This is a genomic window from Luteibacter sp., from assembly GCF_009912395.1.
GTDB lineage: Bacteria > Pseudomonadota > Gammaproteobacteria > Xanthomonadales > Rhodanobacteraceae > Luteibacter.
In genome coordinates this window covers 227,372-248,429 of record NZ_WNDO01000003.1, presented here as the reverse complement: position 1 = coordinate 248,429, position 21,058 = coordinate 227,372, and the positions used below count along the sequence as shown (strand labels likewise).

The following is a 21,058-nucleotide window of genomic DNA, read 5'->3' as shown; positions in this document are numbered from 1 at the left end:
CAAAGTTGAGGTCAACCCCATGCGCGAACTCAGTGTCGGCGAGGTGTCCCGGCGGGCCGGGGTGGCCGTCTCGGCGTTGCACTTCTATGAGCGGAAGGGGCTGATCCAGAGCCTGCGCACCGCGGGTAACCAACGTCGCTACGGCAGCGATGTGCTGCGCCGGATCGCCGTGATCCGGGTGGCCCAGCGGGTAGGCATGCCCCTGGAGGCCGTCGGCAAGGCCTTCGCCAACCTGCCTTCCGGTCGGCCGCCGAGCCGCGATGACTGGGCGGCGCTGTCCGCCCTGTGGCGGGACGAGCTCGAGCAGCGTATCGCCCAACTGCATAATCTCAAGGATCGGCTGACCGGCTGCATCGGTTGCGGCTGCCTCTCCCTGGAGGCCTGTTCGCTCGCCAATCCGGGGGATGCGCTGGCTGCCGGGGGCGACGGTCCTCGCCGCTGGGCGGGGGAATAGGGCATGTTGCGGGGGCGGGAAGGCAAAACGTAGAATGGGCAGTCATTTGCGGGGTTTTTCGCCACCGGGGAGGCGATCGATCCGGCATCCGTGTTAATTCCCTTTGTTTCGGTTCGGCGACGGATGGTCGCCATCGCGCCACGTACCGTGGTGGTTTCAGGAGAGGTCATGCAGGTTTCGGTTGAGAATGTCGGCAAGCTCGGGCGCAAGCTCACGGTGAAGTTCCCGGCTGAGCGCCTTGAGGCGCAGGTCAGCGAGCGCATCGCGGAAATGGGTCGCACGGTCCGCCTGAAGGGCTTCCGTCCCGGCAAGGTGCCCACCAACGTGATCAAGCAGCGCTTCGGCGCGCAGGTCCGTGGCGAGGCGCTGTCCGAGCTCATCGGCTCCACGCTGCGCGACGCCGTCACGCAGGAAAAGCTGCAGCCCATCGCCAACCCGTCGGTCGACACCACGGGTAACCCGGTCGATGGCGAAATCGCCTACACCGCCACCTTCGAGATCATGCCGGAGTTCCCGGCGATCGACGTCGCCGCCATCGAGATCGCCCGCCCGAAGGCCGAGGTCAAGGACTCCGACATCGACAAGATGATCGAGACCCTGCGCACCCAGCGTCGTAGCTTCGACGAAGTGTCGCGTGCCTCGAAGGACGGCGACTTCGTCATGTTCGAATACGCCGCCGAAGCCGGCGACTACCGCTTCCCGGCCGAAGGCCTGGAGCGTGCTGGCAGCGTGCTCGGCTCGGGCACCCTGTTCAAGGCGCTCGACGAGGCCCTCACCGGCCGCACCGCCGGTGACGACCTGGTCGAAGACGTCGCCTTCCCGGAAGACTTCCGCAACCCGGATCTCGCCGGCAAGACCGCCAAGGTCACCCTGAAGATCGTCAAGGTCCAGGAGCCGAACCTCCCGGCCGTCGACGATGAGTTCGTGAAGCTCTTCGGCGTGGTCGAAGGCGGTATCGAGACCTTCCGCAAGGAAGTCCGGTCGAACCTCGAGCGCGAGCTCAAGGCCACCCTGATGGCCCGCCTCAAGTCCGAAGTGGCCGAGAAGCTGGCCGGCGCCTACCCGGAGCTGGACGTCCCCGACCTGATGGCCAACGCCGAGGCCCAGAGCCTCGCCGCCGGCAACCTGCCGCGCGGCCAGCAGCCGTCGCCGGAGATGGTGGCCGAGGCCCTGCCGTTCGCCCGCCAGCGTGTCATCGCCGCCCTGCTGATGGGCGAGATCGCCCGCAAGAACGAGCTCCGTCTCGACCGCAAGCGCATGGCCGAGATGCTCACGGCGATTGCTTCTACCTATGAAGAGCCGGAAAAGGTCATTGAACTGTATAACGGCGATCCCCAACTGATGCAGGGACTGCAGAACCGCGTGATGGAAGATCAGGTGGCCGAGTGGGTGGCGGACAACGCCAAGTCCACCGACCAGGAACTGAGCTTCGACGAGGTGATGCGACCGGTCGGCGCGTAAGCGCCGATCCTCTGGTTACCACCCCGGGCCCCATACGAAGGAGAGACCGCATGTCCATGGCTCCGATCCAGAACCTCAACCTGGTGCCCATCGTCGTCGAGCAGACCTCGCGCGGCGAGCGTTCGTACGACATTTATTCGCGTCTCCTCAAGGAGCGCATCATCTTCGCGGTCGGCCCGGTCGACGATTACATGGCCAATGTGATCGTCGCCCAGATGCTGTTCCTCGAGTCCGAAAACCCGGACAAGGACATCAACCTGTACATCAACAGCCCCGGTGGTTCCGTCACCGCGGGCATGGCGATCTACGACACGATGCAGTTCATCAAGCCGGACGTCAGCACCATGTGCATCGGCCAGGCCGCCTCGATGGGCGCCCTGCTGCTGGCCGCGGGTGCGGCCGGCAAGCGCTTCTCGCTGCCGCACTCCCGGATCATGATCCACCAGCCGTGGGCGGGTGGCATTTCCGGCCAGGCGACGGATATCGAGATTCACGCCCGTGAAATTCTCACGATGCGTGAGCGGCTGAACGCCATCCTGGCCCACCACAGCGGCAAGACGGTGGACGAGATCGCCCGTGACACCGAGCGCGACCGCTTCATGAGCGGCGCCGAGGCCCAGGCCTATGGCCTGATCGACTCGGTGGCCGAAAAGCGCACGGACGAAACCGTCCGTTCGGCTTGATTGAACTTTTCGCTTGTGAAAACCGGCACTTCGCCCCTGCGTTCAGGGGCGGAGTGCTGTGCTATTCTCAAAGCGCACCTGGATTCTCAGTAGGGCCCAAAGCATGAGCGACGAGCGGCAGAGCCGTTCCAATGACGGCGGCAAGATTCTTTACTGCTCCTTCTGCGGCAAGAGCCAGCATGAAGTGCGCAAGCTGATCGCCGGCCCCAGCGTGTTCATCTGCGACGAATGCGTTGAGCTGTGCAACGACATCATTCGCGAGGAACTGGAAGAAAAGGCGGCCTCCGGCCGTACCCACCTTCCGAAGCCCCGCGAAATCATGGAAGCGCTCGACCAGTACGTGGTCGGCCAGACGCGCGCCAAGAAGGCGCTGTCGGTTGCCGTCTACAACCACTACAAGCGCATGGAATCGCGCCAGAAGAACGACGAAGTCGAGCTTGGCAAGTCCAACATCCTCCTGATCGGTCCCACCGGTTCGGGCAAGACGTTGTTGGCCGAGACCCTGGCTCGCCTGCTCAATGTTCCGTTCACCATCGCCGACGCCACGACCCTCACCGAGGCGGGCTACGTCGGCGAAGATGTCGAGAACATCATTCAAAAGCTCCTGCAGAAGTGCGACTACGACGTCGAGAAGGCGCAGAGTGGTATCGTCTACATCGATGAAATCGACAAGATCTCGCGCAAGAGCGAGAACCCGTCGATCACCCGCGACGTGTCCGGCGAAGGCGTCCAGCAGGCCCTGCTCAAGCTCATCGAAGGCACGCTCGCCTCGGTGCCGCCGCAGGGCGGTCGCAAGCACCCGCAGCAAGAGTTCCTGCAGGTCGACACGCGCAACATCCTCTTCATCTGCGGCGGTGCGTTCGCCGGACTGGAGAAGGTGATCCAGCAGCGTTCCGAGACCACCGGCATCGGCTTCGGCGCGGAGGTGCGTTCCAAGAACCGCACCGAAAACGTCGGCAAGATGCTGTCGGAAGTCGAGCCGGCGGACCTGGTCCGTTTCGGCCTGATCCCGGAATTCGTCGGCCGCCTGCCGGTCGTGGCCACGCTCGACGAACTCGACGAGGCCGCCCTGGTGCAGATCCTCACCGAGCCGAAGAACGCGGTCACCAAGCAGTTCCGCAAGCTCTTCGATATGGAAGGCGCCGAGCTGGAGTTCCGTCCGGAGGCCCTGTCCGCTATCGCCCGTCGCGCGCTCAAGCGCAAGACCGGCGCACGCGGCCTGCGCACCATCCTGGAGCAGGTCCTGCTCGACACGATGTTCGAACTACCGTCCCTTGAGCACGTGAGCAAGGTGGTGGTGGACGACGCCGTGATCGAAGGCCAGGCGGAGCCCTACCTGATCTACCGCGGCAACCTGCAACAGCAGCGGATCGCGGGCGAGGGCGGCGACGCGGCCTAAGGGCCCGTGCCTCCCTCCCGACGGCCCCGGCGTCGCAAGGCGTCGGGGCCGTTTTCGTTTCATCGCGGACTCTTGATCGCCTTTCCCGGCGCCACCACTTGACGTTCATGGTGGCTCCGGCGCAGTGTCGGGGCGAGCCCCAAAATCTCCGAGGGAAATCCCAAGCACATGGCGAAGAATCGCAGCCAAACCACGAGCGGAGCCGCGCTGGACCTGTTGCCGGTCCTGCCCCTGCGTGACGTTGTCGTCTACCCGCACATGGTCATTCCGCTGTTCGTGGGACGCGACAAGTCCATGCGTGCACTGGAGCAGGCGATGGAAGGCGAGCGGCAGATCCTGCTCGTCGCGCAGAAGAGCCCGGACATCGACGACCCGGCGGTCGGCGACCTGCACCAGATCGGCACCCTGGCCGGCGTCCTGCAGCTGCTGAAGCTGCCGGACGGCACCGTGAAGGTGCTGGTCGAAGGTCAGTCGCGCGTGCAGATCGACTCGTTCGAAGACGAAGCCGGCATGATGAGTGGTCGTGCCCGTGTGATCGAACCCATCTACAGCAGCAACGAGCGTGAGCTGGACGTCGTGTCGCGCTCGCTCGTTTCCCTGTTCGAACAGTTGGTCAAGCAGAGCCGCAAGCTGCCGCCTGAAATCCTCGCCACGCTCTCGGGCATCGAGGATCCGTCGCGCCTTGCCGACTCCATCGCTGCGCATCTGTCGGTTCGCATGGCCGATAAGCAGAAGGTGCTCGAAACCTCTGATGTCGGTGAGCGCCTCGAGCTGCTCATCGGTCTCGTCGATGGCGAGATGGATCTCCAGCAGGTCGAGAAGCGCATCCGCGGCCGCGTGAAGTCGCAGATGGAGAAGAGCCAGCGCGAGTACTACCTCAACGAACAGATGAAGGCCATCCAGAAGGAGCTGGGTGAGGGCGAGGAGGGCGCGAACGAACTGGAGGAACTCCAGAAGAAAATCGAAGCCGCCGGCATGCCCAAGGCCGTGCTTGCCAAGGCCAAGCAGGAATTCAACAAGCTCAAGCAGATGTCGCCGATGTCGGCCGAAGCCACGGTCGTGCGCAACTACCTCGACTGGGTGGTGGGCGTGCCGTGGAAGAAGCGCAGTAAGGTCCGCAAGGACCTCGCGCTGGCCCAGGAGACCCTCGACGCCGACCACTTCGGCCTCGAGAAGGTCAAGGAGCGCATCCTCGAATACCTCGCCGTGCAGCAGCGCGTCGATCGCATGAAGGGCCCGATCCTCTGCCTCGTCGGTCCGCCCGGCGTGGGCAAGACCTCGCTCGGCCAGTCCATCGCCAAGGCGACGAATCGCAAGTTCGTCCGCATGAGCCTGGGTGGTGTGCGTGACGAGGCCGAGATTCGCGGTCACCGCCGTACCTACATCGGTTCGATGCCAGGTCGCATCGTGCAGAACCTCAACAAGGTCGGCTCGAAGAACCCGCTGTTCGTGCTCGACGAAATCGACAAGATGTCCATGGACTTCCGTGGCGATCCGTCGTCGGCGCTGCTGGAGGTGCTCGACCCCGAGCAGAACAACGCCTTCAACGATCACTACCTCGAAGTCGATCTCGACCTTTCCGAGGTGATGTGGATCGCCACGGCGAATTCGCTCAACATCCCGGGCCCGCTGCTCGACCGCATGGAAGTGATCCGTATCCCGGGTTACACCGAGGACGAGAAGCTCAACATCACGCAGAAGTACTTGCTGCCGAAACAGCTCAAGGCCAATGGCCTGAAGGTCGAGGAACTGGGTGTCGCCGAAGATGCGTTGCGTGACATCGTGCGCTACTACACGCGCGAATCCGGCGTGCGCAACCTCGAGCGCGAAATCTCCAAGATCTGCCGCAAGGTGGTGAAGGAGTTGGCGCTGGGCACGGTGCCGGCCAGCGCGAAGGCCAAGGTCAAGAAGCCGGCGGCGAAGGCGGCGAAGGGCAAGGCGCTTGCGCCGGACCTCGTTCGCGTCGACGCGTCGAACCTCGATCATTATCTCGGCGTCCGTCGCTTCGACTTCGGTCGCGCCGAGCAGCAGAACGAGGTCGGTCTCGTCACGGGCCTGGCCTGGACGCAGGTCGGTGGCGATCTCCTGAGCATCGAAGCCTCGGTGGTGCCGGGCAAGGGCCGTCTGGTCCACACCGGTCAGTTGGGCGACGTGATGAAGGAATCCATCCAGGCCGCGCTCAGTGTGGTTCGTGCGCGCGCCGAGGGCCTGGGCATCGCCGCCGATTTCCACGAGAAGCTCGATATCCACATCCACGTGCCGGAGGGCGCCACGCCGAAGGACGGCCCGAGTGCGGGTATCGCCATGTGCACGGCGCTCGTCTCGGCGCTTACCAAGGTGCCTGTGCGCTCCGAGGTGGCGATGACCGGCGAGATCACCCTGCGCGGCCGCGTGCTGCCCATCGGTGGCCTCAAGGAAAAGCTGCTCGCGGCGCATCGAGGTGGCATCACCACGGTGATCATTCCCGAGGAAAATCGCAAGAATCTTGCGGATTTGCCGGAGAACATCACGTCTTCGTTGGAGATCCATCCGGTGAAGTGGATCGATGAGGTGCTCGACCTTGCGCTTGAGCGTCCGCTTGGCCCGAAGAAGGCTGGCGAGAGCGTCGAAGTGCCGCGATCGAAGGGCAAGGGCAAGGCGAAGGATGCGCCGTCCGTCACCCATTGATCGTTTCGTGTAACGAACAAGAGCGCACTGTCGTGCGCTCTTTTCGTTTTCGTCGTCCTGTCATTGTGCACCCGCAATAATCGTTTTTCGTTGTCGGCGCAACCCTGCATTTAGCATGCATATGCGCTGAAAGCCTTGGTATTGCTTGTATTGCGGCGGGGGTAGGGCACTGGTATAAAGGCGACACCGCGATCATCCGAGCCGCAACGGCTCCATCGATCACGGGGTCGCATTCCAGCCCGAAAGGCCCTTACGACCTATTGCCTTCTTCGTTCAGGATCGCTGTCCGGCGATTCGAATCACCTTTAGGAGTCACGTAATGAATAAATCCGAACTGATCGCCGCCATTGCCGAAAAGTCCGAGCTGTCGAAGGCCGACGCCGGTCGCGCGCTTGAAGCCTTCATCGATGCCGTGAAGGAAGGCCTCAAGAGCGGTGGCGACGTGGCGATCGTCGGCTTCGGCACGTTCAAGGTGCGCAGCCGCGCCGCCCGTACCGGCCGCAACCCGCGTACGAACGAAGAGATCAAGATCCCGGCGTCGAAGGTTCCGGCCTTCACGGCTGGCAAGGCGCTCAAGGATCACGTAAACTAATTGGTCTTACCGTCGGGGGTGCTTAGCTCAGCGGTAGAGCGTCGCCTTTACACGGCGCTGGTCGGGGGTTCGATCCCCTCAGCACCCACCAAACGGAAAGTGGAGTGGTAGTTCAGTTGGTTAGAATGCTGGCCTGTCACGCCGGAGGTCGCGGGTTCGAGTCCCGTCCACTCCGCCATTGGTCCGCAAAGGCGCCCGTGTGGCGCCTTTGCTTTATCTACCGTCGGTAAGGATTTGCCGGCGCAACCGTTGCGAGTCGCATCATGTTGCAAGCCCTGCGTAACAAGATCCATGGTTGGCCGGCGGCCATCGTCCTCGGCGTCTGCGTTTTCGCTGTCGCGTTCTTCGGCATCGAGTCGTACTTCGTCTCGCATGTCGATACCTATGTCGCGAAGGTGGGCGACCAGGAGATTTCGCAGCAGGATTGGCAGAATCGCCTGAACGAGCTGCGCCAGCAGATCTCGCAGACGCCGAACTCGCCGTACACCGCCGCCGATCTCGAGAAGCCCGAGTTCAAGCAGCGCGTGCTCGACGGCATGATCAGCCAGGCGCTGCTGCAGCAGGCGAACACCAACCTCAAGCTGACCGTGTCCGACGCCGATGTGCGCAGCACGATCGGCACCGATCCGGGCTTCCAGGTCAACGGCCAGTTCAGCCCCGAAGCCTATCGCGCCATCCTCAACATGCAGGGCATGACGCCGGCGATGTACGAGGCGAAGATTCGTTCCTCGCTCTCCACGCAGCTGATCCCGCAGGCGATTTCCGCTACCACGCTCGTCAGCGATGCGGATGTCGACAATTTCTTCCGTCTGCGCATGCAGAAGCGCGACCTGCGTTTCGTCGAGCTGCCGCGCCCGTCGCTCACCGACACCACGGTGTCTGATGCCGACATCGACGCGTTCTACAAGCAGCACATCGCCGATTACACCGTGCCCGAGCAGGTCTCGGTCGACTACCTCGAAGTGAAGCAGGCCGACCTGAAGATCGGTACGCCCACGGACGAGCAGCTGCACGAGTACTACGACAAGTTCAAGCAGCGCTACGCGCAGCCTGAGCAGCGCGAGGCGTCGCACATCCTCATCGACGTGCCCAAGAACGCCACGCCGGACCAGCAGAAGGCCGCGCTCGAGAAGGCGAAGAAGATCGCCGCCGAAGCCACGCCGGAGAATTTCGCCAAGCTCGCCGCCGAGAATTCGGACGATGCCGGCTCCAAGCGCACCGGTGGCGACCTTGGCTGGCTCGAGAAGGGCGTGGCCAATGCCGCGTTCGATACCGCCCTGTTCGGCATGAAGAAGGGTGACATCACCCGTGAGCCGGTGCTGTCGCCGGAAGAGGGTTATCACATCATCTGGCTGCGCGACGCGCGTGCTGGCGATGCCAAGCCGTTCGCGGAAGTCCGTGGCCAGCTGGCCGAAGACTGGGCGAAGAACGAAGGCGAGCGCCTCTACAACGAGCGTGCGGGCCAGATGGCCGACCTTGCGGAGCGCAACCCGGGCTCGCTCGAATCGGTGGCGAAGGAGCTGGGCCAGCCGATCCAGACCTCCCCGCTGTTCGGTCGCCAGGGCGGTCAGGGCATCCCGACCGATCCGAAGTTCGTGCAGGCCGCCTTCGCGGACGACGTGCTCAACCAGGGCAACAACTCCTCGCTGGTGCAGATCGGTAAGGGCGACGCGATCGTCATGCATCTCAACAAGCACAATGCCGCGGCGCCGAAGGCTCTCGCCGAGGTGAAGGACGCCGTCCGCCAGCGCATCCTCGACGACCGCATCGATGCTCTCGCGAAGAAGCAGGCCGACGATGTGGCGGCGGAGCTCGCCAAGGGTGGCGACGCTGCCGCACTGGCCAAGGCGCCCGTGCATACCCTGGCCGATCTGGAACGCGACAAGCTCGCCACCACCAAGGACGTGCCGCAGGACATCCTCATCAAAGCGTTCGCCCTGCCGCGTCCGGTCGACGGCAAGCCCGTCTGGTCGGTCATCCGCACGGACAACGCCGCCTACGCGCTCGTGGCCGTCGACAAGGTCACGGACGGCGATCCGTCCAAGGTCGAGAAGGCCCAGCGTGACGGCCTGCGCGGTCAGATGACGGACGCCATGGCCCAGGCAGTCACCATGGACTACATCCAGGCGCTGAAGGCCAAGGCTGAGATCAAGGTCGCCCAGGACCGCATGTAAGCCGAGCCGCCAAGGCAAACAAAAAAGCCCCTCCCCGGAGGGGCTTTTTTGTGGCTCCCTCGTAGGAGCGCGCTTGCGCGCGATGGACGTTCGCGGCAACCCTGAATCGCGCGCAAGCGCGCTCCTACAAGAGCAAAATCCCAAGTCCCACCATGCGGAAGCGAATGTCCCGTCCCGCCAGTACAATGGCCGCCTAAATCGCGTCAAAGGAATCATCCGTGATCATCCAACCCAAGGTCCGCGGCTTCATCTGCACCACCGCCCATCCGGTCGGCTGTGCGAAGAATGTCGAAGAGCAGATCGCCATCACCAAGGCCAGCGGCACGTTCGCCGCCGGCCCGAAGAACGTGCTCGTTATCGGCGCTTCCACCGGCTACGGCCTGGCTTCCCGCATCACCGCCGCGTTCGGCCACGGGGCCGCCACCCTGGGCGTATTCTTCGAGAAGCCGTCGAGCGAGACCAAGACCGGCACGGCGGGTTGGTACAACTCCTACGCCTTCGACAAGCTGGCCCACGAGGCGGGGTTGTTCGCCAAGTCGATCAACGGCGATGCGTTCGCCAATGAAACGCGCGCGAAGGCGATCGAGATCATCAAGAACGAGATGGGCGGCAAGGTCGATCTCGTCGTTTATTCGCTGGCTTCGCCCGTCCGCAAGCTGCCCGAAGGCACGAAGCTTGGCGAGCCGGGCACGGTGGTGCGTTCGGCGCTGAAGACGATGGGCGACACCTTCACCGCGTCGTCCGTCGACACCAACAAGAACGAAGTGGTGCAGGCCACCGTCGAGCCGGCCAACGAGCAGGAAGTGAAGGACACCGTCACCGTCATGGGTGGCGAGGACTGGGCATTGTGGATCGATGCGCTGGCCGAAGCCGGCGTGCTCGCCGACAACGCCACCACCATCGCCTATAGCTACGTCGGCACGTCCATCACCTGGCCGATCTACTGGCACGGCACGCTGGGCCAGGCCAAGCAGCATGTCGACCGCACGGCGAACGAACTGCGTGAGCGCCATGCCGCGCGTGGCCTGCGTTCCTATGTGGGCGTGATGAAGTCGGTCGTGACCCAAGCCAGCTCGGCCATCCCCGTGATTCCGCTCTACGTGTCGATGGTCTTCAAGATCATGAAGGCCAAGGGCATCCACGAAGGCACGATCGAACAGATCAACCGTCTGTTCCACGATCGCCTGTATCGCATCGACGGCGCGCCGGCAGAGACGGACGCCGAAGGTCGCGTGCGCCTGGACGACTGGGAGCTTCGCGACGACGTGCAGGGCGAGTGCAAGGCACTGTGGCCCACCGTCACCACGGCGAACCTGTGGGACGACACCGACTACGCCGGCTACAAGCACGACTTCATCAAGCTGTTCGGTTTCGAAGCGGAAGGCGTGGATTACAACGCTGACGTGAGCGCCGACGTGCAGTGGGACGTGGTGCAGCTCTGAAGGAGTAGCGCGACGAGCTGGCCCCCCAGCTCGTCGTTCCTGTGAAAACAGGAACCCAGCGCCTCGGTTCGCCAGCTCGGCGAGGGTGCTGCATCGGCCTTTACGTAGGAGGCCGCGACGCGATAACCGATCGCCTCGCGCTGGGTTCCAGCGTTCGCTGGAACGACACATCACCTCACGTCGTTCCTGTGAAAACAGGAACCCAGCGCCCCGGTTCGCCAGCACGGTGAGGGCGCTGCATCGGCTTTACGTAGGAAGCCGCGACGCGACAACCGATCGCCTCGCGCTGGGTTCCAGCGTTCGCTGGAACGACGCATTACCTCACGTCGTTCCTGTGAAAACAGGAACCTAGCGCCCCGGTTCACCAGCACGGCGAGGGCGCTGCATCGGCTTTACGTAGGAAGCTGCGTAGCGATAACCGATCGCCCCGCGCTGGGTTCCAGCGTTCGCTGGAACGACGCATTACCTCACGTCGTTCCTGTGAAAACAGGAACCTAGCGCCCCGGTTCACCAGCACGGCGAGGGCGCTGCATCGGCTTTACGTAGGAGACCTCGATGCGACAACCGCTCGCCTCGCGCTGGGTTCCAGCGTTCGCTAGAACGACACATCACCTCACGTCGTTCCTGTGAAAACAGGAACCCAGCGCCCCAGTTCGCCAGTACCGCGAGAGCGCTGCATCGGCCTTTACGTAGGAGGCTGCGAGGCGACAACCGATTGCCTCGCGCTGGGTTCCAGCGTTCGCTGGAACGACGGTAGGCGGGGTTCGGTTCACCGACAGCGCGACACGTCGGCTACGACATTACCGTGAAGCGGTGAGCTTCAACACCTGGCCCGGCTTCACAGCCTTCGACGGCAGGTCGTTCCACTTCACCAGCTCATCGACGCTTACCTGGTGCTGGCGCGCGATCGACCACAGCGATTCGCCGTTGTTGACCTTGTGGATCGCCAGCTGCGGGGCTTCCGCCTTGCTTGCCTTGCCGGCGGGCTTCTTCGTCACCTTCGCCACGGCTTTCGCGTTCTTTGACGAGCGCGCAGCCTTACCATGCTTGGTGGACTTCGCCGGTGCGTCTTCCACATCGTCGGCGGGGGATGCGGTATCCGCCACATCGGCCACCGGATCGACCGGGCCGAGCTTGTACTGGTCGGCGGCTGTCTTCGGCAGCAGAAGGGTGGAGTACACCGTGCCCTTGTTCGTGCGATAGGCCGGATTGAAACCACGGAAGTCGTCCATCGACAGGCCGGACTGCTTCGCCGCCTGGGCCAGCGACTGCGGATTCGACACCTGCACCACCTGGAGCGCCTCGTCGCCGTCCTGGCGAGGCAAGCGGACATTGAAGCGTTCCGGATTGCGCACGATGCACGCGATGGCCATCAGCTTGACCAGGTGTTCCTTGGTATTCGCCTTCATCGGCACATCGGGCAAGCCGTCGTCGTCCGACGGGCCGCCGTGCTTGTCGATGGTCTTCTTGAGGCCGAACTCACCCGCGTTATAAGCCACGTCGACCAGGCGCCAATCGCCGAGGTCGTCGTAGTAACGACGCATCATGGACATCACCGACTCCGTGGACTTGGTGATGTCGAGGCGCTCGTCGTAATTCTTGTCCACGCGCAGTCCGAGCGTGCGCGCGGTCTCGGGCATGATCTGCCACATGCCGGCGGGGCGATTCTTCTTGCCGGGCACATGGCGGTACTGGCTTTCCACCCATGGCAGTAGCGCGAACTCACCCGCCACGCCATGCTGCATCGCCGACTTGTGTGCGTAGATGATCAGCGGCAGCACTTCGTTGATCTGCTGTTCGAAGCGATTGGGGCGCTGCGTATAGGTGCGCGCCCAGGCCGTCACCTGCGGATCGGCCGAGCAGCCCTGCATGCCAAAGCTGTCGCGCATGTTCGACCAAAAATCAGCCGGTGCGGGCGGGCGGATCATCTTCGGCACGATGGTCACGTCCTGCACCGGCTGCACGGGGGCAGGGGCGGGCGGCGGGGCGACCGGGCGCGACGGCGTGGCCGCGCAGGCGGTCAGCACGAGCGGAATGAGGGTGGGTAACAGCCGCCGGGTGAGAGCGATCATGCTTTGAAGGTGTCCTTGGCCTGGCGGAGCGCGGCGAAGCGCTCCACCCGCGTGGCGTTTTCCTTGCCTTGCGTTTCGACCCAGCGGGCGATGGCCTCGCTGTCGACACGGAGGAAGGGGTTGGTGGCGTACTCGTTGGCGAGTTGGCTGGGCACGCTGGGGCGGCCCTCCTCGCGCAAGCGCGCCACCTCGTCACGACGGAGGCGCAAGGGGCCGTTGTCCGGGTCCACGCTGAGCGCGAATCGGATGTTGGCCGCGGTGTACTCGTGGGCGCAGCAGACCAGCGTCTCGGGAGGCAGGTCGGCGAAGCGATCAAGGGAGGCGAGCATCTGCTCCGGCGTGCCCTCGAAGAGGCGGCCGCAGCCGACGCTGAACAAGGTGTCGCCGCAGAACAGGAAGCCCTCGCCGAAGTAGGCCACATGCGAACTTGTGTGCCCGGGGACGGCGATGACCTTGAAAGTGGCCTTCGGCGACGCGAGGGTGATGGTGTCACCGTCTTCGACGAAGTGGTTCTTCGGCTGGATGCGCGGATCGGCGGTGGCGTAGACCTCGACGTCGTGGCGAGCCACGAGATCGGAGACGCCACCGACATGGTCGTTGTGGTGGTGCGTGAGCAGGATCGCACGCAGCTCCCAGCCACGCTCGGCGAGCGCGGCTTCCACGGGGGCGGCTTCACCGGGATCCACGACGAAGGCATTGCCTGCGTCGTCGGCGACCAGCCAGATGTAGTTGTCGCTCAAGGCCGCGACGGGTACCCAATGCATCGGGCCGGCTCCGTTACGTCGATAGGGCGCGAACACCCAAGAAATGGCCGCCTGGAGGGGCGGGGGAGCCGGACTATATCAGCGCGGTATACCGTACTCGTTAGTTGTGCGTTAACGGTGCGGGAGCCGTTCAACCTCACTACACTCAGGTCTCATGCCGCATCCAGCCTCCGACATCTACGATTCGCCCCAGATCGGCAAGCTGCTGGCCGATGAGGCTCGCGTGCTCGGCCCCCTGCTGACCCGCTGCACCGGCGAGCATGGCCTGCACCTCACGGCGGCCCTCCAGGCCCCGGCGCCGGCCATCCCCCTGCTGGGCCACTGGGCCACGGTCCGGGTGGCCGGTGCGGCCCTGGGTGGGGACGTGAAGGCCAGCGGCCTGGAGCGCCTGCCGTTCGTGGACGACGCCTTCGGGGTAGTGCTGCTGCGCCATGCCCTGGAAACCACCTCCCGCCAGGACAACCTCCTGGACGAGGCCATCCGGATCCTGGCCCCCGGCGGCATGCTGGCCATCACCGGCATTCACCCCGTCGGCCTGTGGTCGCCCTGGGTCGCCCGGCACAGCAGCCGCGGCCCCCGGCCGCGCCTGACCTGGCCGTGGTGGTGGAGTCAGCGCCTGGTCCGCGACGATTTCGAGCTGAGCATGCCTCGGCGCCTGGGCAGTCCCTGGCCCCGCGCGAGCGGCTCGCCGTTCGCCGAGACGGTGCTGGGCGGCGGCTATCTACTGCTGGCGCGCAAAAAAAGGCCGACGGCGTTACCCTTGCGCCCCCGTCCGGTGGCGGTGCCGGCACCGATGTCCGGTACCTTCGCCTCCGGCGCCCGCCGCAATGCCCGACAGAACCTCAGTTGACCACATGACCGATACCGTTGAAGTCTTCACCGACGGCGCCTGCCTCGGCAATCCCGGCCCGGGTGGCTGGGCCGCCCTGCTGCGGGCCAAGGGCATCGAAAAGATGCTTTCCGGCGGCGAAGCCGACACCACGAACAACCGCATGGAGATGATGGGCGCGATCTCGGCCCTCGAGGCCCTGACCCGCCCATGCAAGGTCCACCTCATGACCGACTCCAAGTACGTCATGCAGGGCGTGCAGGAATGGGTGCCCAAGTGGCGCCGCAACGGCTGGAAGACCGCCGACAAGAAGCCGGTGAAGAACCAGGACCTCTGGATCCGCCTCGACACGGCGGCCAACGTCCATTCGGTGACCTGGGAATGGGTGAAGGGCCACAACGGCCACGTGGAGAACGAGCGCGTGGACGTCGCGGCACGCGACCAGGCGATCATCTACAAGACGAAGGGCAAGGTGGCATGAGGCAGGTCGTACTCGATACCGAAACCACGGGCCTGGAAGTGCAGCTAGGTCATCGCCTCGTCGAAATCGGCGCGGTGGAGATGGTCGGCCGTCGTCCGACGGGCAACAACTTCCATACCTACCTCAACCCCGAGCGCGCGATCGACGAAGAGGCCAGCAAGGTTACCGGCATCAAGGACGAAGACCTCGTCGACAAGCCGCTGTTTCGAGAGAAGGTCGAAGAATTCCTCAACTTCATTCGCGGCGCGGAGCTGATCATCCACAACGCGGCGTTCGACGTGGGCTTCCTCAACGCCGAACTGCGTCGCGCGGGCTCGCAATACGGACAGATCGCCGACCACGCCACGGTGCTCGACACCCTGGCGATGGCGCGCACGATGTACCCCGGCCAGCGCAACAGCCTCGACGCGCTCTGCAAGCGCCTCGGCGTCGACAACACGCACCGCGACCTCCACGGCGGTCTGCTCGACGCCCAGTTGCTGGCCGACGTCTACGTCGCGATGACCTCGGGCCAGGTCGGTCTCGATTTCGTCTTCGACGCCAATGCGGAGAATGGATCGAAAGCCGCGTTCGACGACATCGTGATTACGCGACGCCCCATCGTGCTGCGTGCGACCGACGAAGAAGAATCGCTGCACACGCGACGCCTCGACGCGCTCGACAAGGCCGCCGGCGGCCAGAGCATCTGGCGCAAGCTCGAATCCGACACCGTCCACTGAGCACGCGTTTATCCACACGGAATGTGGATACGCACTGCATAAGCATGTGGATAACCGCAAAGCGCGCTTCCCCATCAACACCTTGCGTTGCGCTGCTCAATCCCTGACCACATGCCGCTACCGCTGTAGGAGCGAGCTTGCTCGCGACCCCCGCCACACCGAAGCGTTATCCACACGAAATGTGGATACCCCCTGCATAAGCATGTGGATAACCTGAAAGCACGCTTCCCCATCAACACGTTGCATTGCGCTGCTCACTCCCTGACCAGGTCGTCACCGCCTCTGTAGGAGCGAGCTCGCGATCCCCGCAACATCGAAGCGCGTTATCCACACAGAATGTGGAAACCCCCTGCATAACCATGTGGATAACCCCAATCCACACTTATGCGTCAACGTGTTGCCTTGCGCTGGTCAACACATGACCAGCGATGTCATCAGACAGCCGCGCGCAACAAAATCGCTGTGACGTTATCCCGCGCACTTCCCGACAGCGCCTGCAACAGCAACTGATCCACGCACTCCTGCGCGGCGATGTCACCACGCGACACGATCTCTCCGAGCCGTTCATCGGTGACCTCGTCGGTCAGGCCGTCGGTGCACAGCAGCAGTCGCGTACCCGGTTGCAGCTCGCCACGGGCCAGCCCGATATGCAGCTGGTCGGGCAGGGTGATACCCAGTGCCTGGGTGAGCACGCTGCGCTGCGGATGAACCCGCGCCTGCGCCTCGGTCAGCTCGCCGGCCTCGACCAGCGCCTCGACGATGGAGTGGTCGTGCGACAGGCGTTCGAGTCCGGCGTCCCACCGATAGATCCGGCTGTCGCCCACCCAGGCCGCCTCGTAGCTTCGGCCGACGACGCGGACGGCCGCGATGGTCGTGCCCATGGGGCGCGACTCGGCCAGCCCGCTGGAGCGGGCGATCAGGGCCTCGTTGACCCGCTGGATCGCATCCACCAGCGACTGTCCTGCGCTGACCTGGGCCACCACGCCATCGCGCGCCGTGGCCGAGGCCACCTCGCCATGCCGGTGTCCGCCCATGCCATCCACCACCAGGAACAGCCCCAGGGAGGCGTCCGCGTAGTAGGTGTCCTCGTTGCGCAGGCGACGAAGCCCCGTGTGCGTGCCGTGTCCGAACTCGATCATGTGGGCCTTGCGATGCGGGTAGTCGGGCGGAAAACACCCGGGAATGCCTGGGCAGGATGCCGCAACAAAAGCCTGTTGTCACGGCGCGAAAGACCCACTATGATTGCCAACTCGGCAGGCCCCACAGCCCGCCGTCGACCCTGCGGAGAGGTGGCAGAGTGGTCGAATGTACCTGACTCGAAATCAGGCGTACGTGTAAGCGTACCGTGGGTTCGAATCCCACCCTCTCCGCCATTATTCAGATGTTCGCGAAGCCCCGCCATGTGCGGGGCTTCGTTTTTTTCGCCTTTCCTGTTATTCAGCCACACGCCCAACGTCGATCGAACGTGCTGGTGGTGGTTATTCAACCCCAGGGATGATGACGTTCGTATCCGACGCGTCGTGCGGCCTCTCTTCGATGGAAGGAATCATGATCAGTCTGCGTCATACCCCTCTTCGCCGCCTGGGCTACCTGCTCGGCGTATCCGTGCTGATCGCTGGGATCGCCGCCTGTAACGACACCCAACCCCTCGCCACCGACCAGTACGTCCGCCTGGAATTCGACAAGCCGGCGCGCCTGGAGACATTCGATGGCAGCGCAGGGCGCGATCTTCCGGGGCTGCCGAATCTCGGTCGCTTTGACGTTAGCCGGGAAAGCGCGCGGTTGTGTGGGGCGGATTACGACGAAAACTACCTGCTCTACGACCTGCGGTCGGGCAGTATCACGGCCAAGGCGAAGCAGCCCTCGGGCGTGCCGCAGCCGGCGATCGACAGTCACGGGCGTTGCCTGGTCGTGCTCGGTCCGGGGCACCTTGGCGTGCTCGGTGATGGGGCGGCGGTGACGGAGATCGCCTTGCCCGATGCGGGCGACAAGCTGCCCTACGTGAATTACGCCGCGCAGGCGGATCGTTTCATCGCCCGGACCGACGAGCGCATCTACGTGATCCATCTTGGGGAACAGAAGCCCGAGGTCGTCGCCATGACGCCGACCGGGCAGATCGGTAACCTCAAGGCGTCGGATTGGCAGTGCTGCGCGCAACTGTCACCGGACGGGAAGACGCTCTACACGGTGATGGACGTGGTGGACGATTTCCTCACCGGCACCACGTCCCTGGCGGCCGTGGACGTGCCCAGCGGAAACCTGCGCAAGATTTACCTGTCGCACATCGACGAGCAGGGCACGCATTACGACCTGCCCAGCTCCGTCGACAACGCATTCGCATTGAGCGAGGACGGCAAGACGATCTTCATCGCCGCGGTGATCGATTCCGATCACCTGGCGTGGCTGCGTGTCGATACCGTCAGTGGCAAGGTGAGTAAGGTGCGTGATGGTTCGGGCGATCCGCTCTTGTCGGATACCGGCGGATTTGCCTTGATGAACAAGGGTGATCACGTGGACATCGTGAAGCTTCCGGGTGGCGAGACCGTGCGCAGCATGCCGTCATCGGTGGCCCGTCCCCTGCATCGTTGATGTTGTAGGAGCGCGCTTGCGCGCGATCGCGCGCAAGCGCGCTCCTACAGGTGTCATCGCGACGGTTTTGAAAAGACGTTGACCAGATTCCCGTCGGGATCACGCAAGATCAGCGATGTGTTCCCCCAGGGCATGACCGTGACAGGCATCGCGACGGCCGAACCATCGATACGGGACAGCACCGCCGCGACGTCGTCCACCTCGAATTCCAGGATGGCCGAGCGATTGCTGGCCGCGACGGCCAGTCCGTTGTTGTGAAGTCGGATCAGGTACTCGTCGCTGATCGCCAGCGTCGCGCCGTCGAATCGGATTTCGGCGAAACCTTCGGCGAGGCGGGTGGGTTCGATGGTCGACAGGGCCTGGTAGAACCGGACGAGGTCTTCGAATTGGCGGGTGGCGAGACGGATGGAGGCGAACTTCATGGGGACAACCCGGAGGGGAGGGAGCCCTTACCCTAGGTCCAGTCGATGTCAGTTTCTGACAGGATCGTTTTGCCGATCACGTCCTCCGTCTGCCGCCACTGCTTGAGCAAGGCTCGTTTGCGTGTCGGATAGCGGTTCGGCAGCAGCGTCACCGATTGGATGCGATCGGTGCGGAAGTTCCGGAAATCCCCCCGCCATTCGCACCAGCACATCAGGATGTGCGATTGCTCGAAGTGGGCGATGGCGAAGGGCCAGACCGTGCGCCTCGTACGCCTGCCGTGCGGATCCAGGTAGACGATGTCGAGCTTCTGTTCGAGGCGTAGCGCGTCGCGGAGGAGACGAGCGTCGATCGTGTTGCCGGGTGGTCGGGGCCCGCTGCCGATCAGCAAGGCCGAGTCTTCCAGTTCCCGCCGCAAATCCGGTGGCAGCACCGCTGCGATCTTCGCCAGCGTGTTCGCCGCGCCCTGTGCCAGGTCGCGATCGCCCCGTTCCAGGACAAGGCGCATACCCAGCACCAGCGCATCGAGCTCGGCGGAGCCGAACATCAGCGGGGGCAGCATGAAGCCGGGACGGAGGACGTAGCCGATGCCGGCCTCGCCTTCGATGGGCGCCCCCTGGGCCTGGAGGCTGGCGATATCCCGATAGAGCGTCCGCAGGCTGATGCCCAGCTCGTCGGCCAGGACCTGGGCACTCACGGGGCGCCTGCGGCGACGCAGGCGTTGCAGCAGGTCGAGAAGTCGTTCGGAGCGGGACATGCCGCGATCTTAATCAGGCGTGCCTTCCCGCACCATGAGTGGTCGCTACTGGCGGGTCACTTTCACTTCCGACACGCTCAGCAATCCGGCGAGGGGCACGTCCACGGTCGTTTGCGCCGGACTGACGGCCATGCCCTCGTTGCGCAGGATATCGAGCAGCATGCCCGCCAGCGGCATGACCATGTGCCGTCCCCAGCAACGTTCCGAGCGATGACCGAAGGGCAGGTAGCCTGGATGGTCGTCGGGGTCGATGCCGGCCCAGCGTTCCGGACGAAACTCGTCGGGCGCTTCCCATAGGGCGGGGTCGCGCTGGCTGAGCAATGGCAGGATCAGGATGTCGTCCTTGGGGCCGATACGCGGATCGATCTCGGCATACTCGGGCGACGCGTTGCGCAGCATGTTCCACGAGGGCGGGAGCAAGCGCATGGCTTCGTAGAGGATGTGGTCGTTCGGGGTGTTGTCGTCAAAGGGCGAGCCGAGCCACAGCGCATTGGCGACAAGGGTGGAGATGGTGAAGCAGACAGGGGCGACCGTGCGACGGTACAGCCCCATCGCGTAGCGCCGGTCGTGGTAGCTCGTTGCGCCAGCGGGAAGCCCCGCCACCACCGACGCGTCGTCGCGCAGGTCGAAACCGCGCAAGGCGCCGACGGCGATCACGGCCCAGGTGAGCTTGGGCGTCAGTTCCAGCACGCGGCTCATCAGCACGCGCAGGCGATGCGGATCGTTGGGCAGCAGCAGGTCGCGCAGGTAGTTATGTCCGACGCCGGGCCATTCGCCCGACAGATCGGTGGATGCGGGAAGCGGTTTCTTCAGTGCCGCGCGGACGTCCCGGCCGATGGATTGCATCCATTTCGTCGCGTCGGCGCGCTGGATGGATCGGCCGTGGAGTGGCTTGAACGTAGGGCGTTCAAATTCCGTGGCGTAGCGGGTGGCGAGGATGCAGTGGGTGAGCTCGGGGCCGGCGACACCGATGGTGTCGTCGTCGATGCGGAACATGTCCTTGCCGCGGTGTTCGCGTAGCAGGTCCTGGAGTCTCGGTGCGAATACGGTAGTCCTGGCCTGTGCGGCTGGATGCATGATGTCCGTGTCCCCGTGCGGTGAAGCCGCGCCCTGCAAGCCGATGGATCGCCTCGCCTGGCGCGGCGTGGATCGACGGTTGTGTCCCTTCAGTTCAAGGGCGTGCCGTCGCGATGGTTCAGTACCAGAGGTACCAGGCGTAGGCCTTCAGGCTCTTCTTCGGGGTGAGCTTGTTCTTCAGGGAAAAAAGCATCTTCATGAGTAGCATCTTCCTCTCGTGTGATTGGGAACAGGTGTTGCCTTGAACGTATGCGAGATCGTCGATATGACAATCCCGTGTCCATGGTAGTCACGTCGGCGCATCCGGGTGTTCGATCAAAGTGTGATGGATTTTCCAGGTTCGATCTTCATCCCCGATGCGACGATGGGTTTTATTTCGACGTCAAAGCATTCCGTCCGATTCGTTCATGTTCGTAGGATTTCACGCTTGCGATAGGATGGCGCGCCGGCCTGCACTCACTGGCGGATTTACATCGGA

The 21,058-nt window shown here is 64.1% G+C and carries 19 protein-coding genes and 3 tRNA genes; 15 read left to right on the top strand and 7 right to left on the bottom strand.

Annotated features, from left to right (window positions below; all coding sequences use genetic code 11):
- Window positions 1–19 precede the first annotated feature (19 nt).
- The 10 genes from soxR (at window position 20) to fabV (ending at window position 10,872) form a co-directional block, all read left to right on the top strand.
- Window positions 20–454, top strand: coding sequence for a redox-sensitive transcriptional activator SoxR (soxR, locus tag GAK28_RS05505; RefSeq protein WP_291776010.1), 435 nt, complete (start codon window positions 20–22; stop codon window positions 452–454).
- A 168-nt stretch (window positions 455–622) separates the two neighbouring features.
- Complete coding sequence (gene tig, locus GAK28_RS05500) at window positions 623–1,915, top strand: trigger factor (protein WP_291776008.1); 1,293 nt, start codon at window positions 623–625, stop codon at window positions 1,913–1,915.
- Between the two features lie 50 nt (window positions 1,916–1,965).
- The gene (gene clpP / locus GAK28_RS05495) at window positions 1,966–2,598 is read left to right on the top strand and encodes an ATP-dependent Clp endopeptidase proteolytic subunit ClpP (protein ID WP_166947137.1); all 633 of its coding nucleotides are present in this window, start codon (window positions 1,966–1,968) and stop codon (window positions 2,596–2,598) included.
- A 103-nt stretch (window positions 2,599–2,701) separates the two neighbouring features.
- Window positions 2,702–3,997, top strand: coding sequence for an ATP-dependent Clp protease ATP-binding subunit ClpX (clpX, locus tag GAK28_RS05490; RefSeq protein WP_291776005.1), 1,296 nt, complete (start codon window positions 2,702–2,704; stop codon window positions 3,995–3,997).
- Window positions 3,998–4,165: 168 nt separating this feature from the next.
- Complete coding sequence (gene lon / locus GAK28_RS05485; RefSeq protein ID WP_291776003.1) at window positions 4,166–6,664, top strand: endopeptidase La; 2,499 nt, start codon at window positions 4,166–4,168, stop codon at window positions 6,662–6,664.
- A gap of 319 nt (window positions 6,665–6,983) precedes the next feature.
- Window positions 6,984–7,256, top strand: coding sequence for an HU family DNA-binding protein (locus GAK28_RS05480; protein ID WP_291776001.1), 273 nt, complete (start codon window positions 6,984–6,986; stop codon window positions 7,254–7,256).
- Window positions 7,257–7,272: 16 nt separating this feature from the next.
- Window positions 7,273–7,347 (top strand) — tRNA-Val (locus GAK28_RS05475).
- A gap of 10 nt (window positions 7,348–7,357) precedes the next feature.
- Window positions 7,358–7,434: transfer RNA gene (locus GAK28_RS05470), tRNA-Asp, on the top strand.
- A gap of 85 nt (window positions 7,435–7,519) precedes the next feature.
- On the top strand, window positions 7,520–9,430 hold the full coding sequence (locus GAK28_RS05465) for a SurA N-terminal domain-containing protein (RefSeq protein ID WP_291775999.1): 1,911 nt from the start codon (window positions 7,520–7,522) through the stop codon (window positions 9,428–9,430).
- A 218-nt stretch (window positions 9,431–9,648) separates the two neighbouring features.
- Entirely contained in the window at window positions 9,649–10,872 is a 1,224-nt protein-coding gene (gene fabV, locus GAK28_RS05460; RefSeq protein WP_291775997.1) for an enoyl-ACP reductase FabV, read from the top strand.
- A gap of 800 nt (window positions 10,873–11,672) precedes the next feature.
- On the opposite strand, the gene GAK28_RS05455 is transcribed toward fabV, so the two are convergent.
- The gene (locus GAK28_RS05455) at window positions 11,673–12,944 is read right to left on the bottom strand and encodes a transglycosylase SLT domain-containing protein (protein ID WP_291775996.1); all 1,272 of its coding nucleotides are present in this window, start codon (window positions 12,942–12,944) and stop codon (window positions 11,673–11,675) included.
- A complete protein-coding gene (gene gloB / locus GAK28_RS05450) occupies window positions 12,941–13,708 on the bottom strand; it encodes a hydroxyacylglutathione hydrolase (RefSeq protein ID WP_291775995.1) in 768 nt (255 codons plus the stop codon). The genes GAK28_RS05455 and gloB overlap by 4 nt, the downstream gene beginning before the upstream one ends.
- 154 nt (window positions 13,709–13,862) lie before the next feature.
- On the opposite strand from gloB, the gene GAK28_RS05445 reads away from it, so the two are divergent.
- Genes GAK28_RS05445 through dnaQ form a run of 3 tightly spaced genes read left to right on the top strand, consistent with a single transcriptional unit; the run spans window position 13,863 to window position 15,737 of the window.
- A complete protein-coding gene (locus GAK28_RS05445; RefSeq protein ID WP_291775993.1) occupies window positions 13,863–14,558 on the top strand; it encodes a methyltransferase domain-containing protein in 696 nt (231 codons plus the stop codon).
- 4 nt (window positions 14,559–14,562) lie between these two features.
- Window positions 14,563–15,018 (top strand): ribonuclease HI, encoded by a 456-nt coding sequence (gene rnhA / locus GAK28_RS05440; protein ID WP_291775992.1) that lies wholly within the window; start codon window positions 14,563–14,565, stop codon window positions 15,016–15,018.
- Entirely contained in the window at window positions 15,015–15,737 is a 723-nt protein-coding gene (dnaQ, locus tag GAK28_RS05435) for a DNA polymerase III subunit epsilon (RefSeq protein WP_291775991.1), read from the top strand. Before rnhA ends, dnaQ begins: the two co-directional genes overlap by 4 nt.
- A 434-nt stretch (window positions 15,738–16,171) precedes the next feature.
- Here dnaQ and GAK28_RS05430 read toward each other — a convergent pair whose 3' ends face one another.
- Window positions 16,172–16,876, bottom strand: a complete 705-nt coding sequence (locus GAK28_RS05430; protein ID WP_291775990.1) for a protein phosphatase 2C domain-containing protein — start codon at window positions 16,874–16,876, stop codon at window positions 16,172–16,174.
- A gap of 144 nt (window positions 16,877–17,020) precedes the next feature.
- On the opposite strand from GAK28_RS05430, the gene GAK28_RS05425 reads away from it, so the two are divergent.
- Together GAK28_RS05425 and GAK28_RS05420 are read left to right on the top strand one after the other, a co-directional pair.
- Window positions 17,021–17,110, top strand: a tRNA-Ser gene (locus GAK28_RS05425).
- Window positions 17,111–17,285: 175 nt separating this feature from the next.
- Entirely contained in the window at window positions 17,286–18,326 is a 1,041-nt protein-coding gene (locus tag GAK28_RS05420; protein WP_291775989.1) for a hypothetical protein, read from the top strand.
- Between the two features lie 53 nt (window positions 18,327–18,379).
- Here the strand turns inward: GAK28_RS05420 and GAK28_RS05415 are convergent, their stop codons facing one another.
- From GAK28_RS05415 to GAK28_RS05400, 4 genes are all read right to left on the bottom strand, one after another.
- A complete protein-coding gene (locus tag GAK28_RS05415; RefSeq protein WP_291775988.1) occupies window positions 18,380–18,748 on the bottom strand; it encodes a VOC family protein in 369 nt (122 codons plus the stop codon).
- 32 nt (window positions 18,749–18,780) lie between these two features.
- On the bottom strand, window positions 18,781–19,503 hold the full coding sequence (locus GAK28_RS05410) for a YafY family protein (protein WP_291775986.1): 723 nt from the start codon (window positions 19,501–19,503) through the stop codon (window positions 18,781–18,783).
- Window positions 19,504–19,548: 45 nt separating this feature from the next.
- A complete protein-coding gene (locus tag GAK28_RS05405; RefSeq protein WP_291775985.1) occupies window positions 19,549–20,580 on the bottom strand; it encodes a cytochrome P450 in 1,032 nt (343 codons plus the stop codon).
- A gap of 118 nt (window positions 20,581–20,698) precedes the next feature.
- Complete coding sequence (locus tag GAK28_RS05400) at window positions 20,699–20,788, bottom strand: tryptorubin family RiPP precursor (protein ID WP_291775984.1); 90 nt, start codon at window positions 20,786–20,788, stop codon at window positions 20,699–20,701.
- Between the last annotated feature and the right edge of the window lie 270 nt (window positions 20,789–21,058).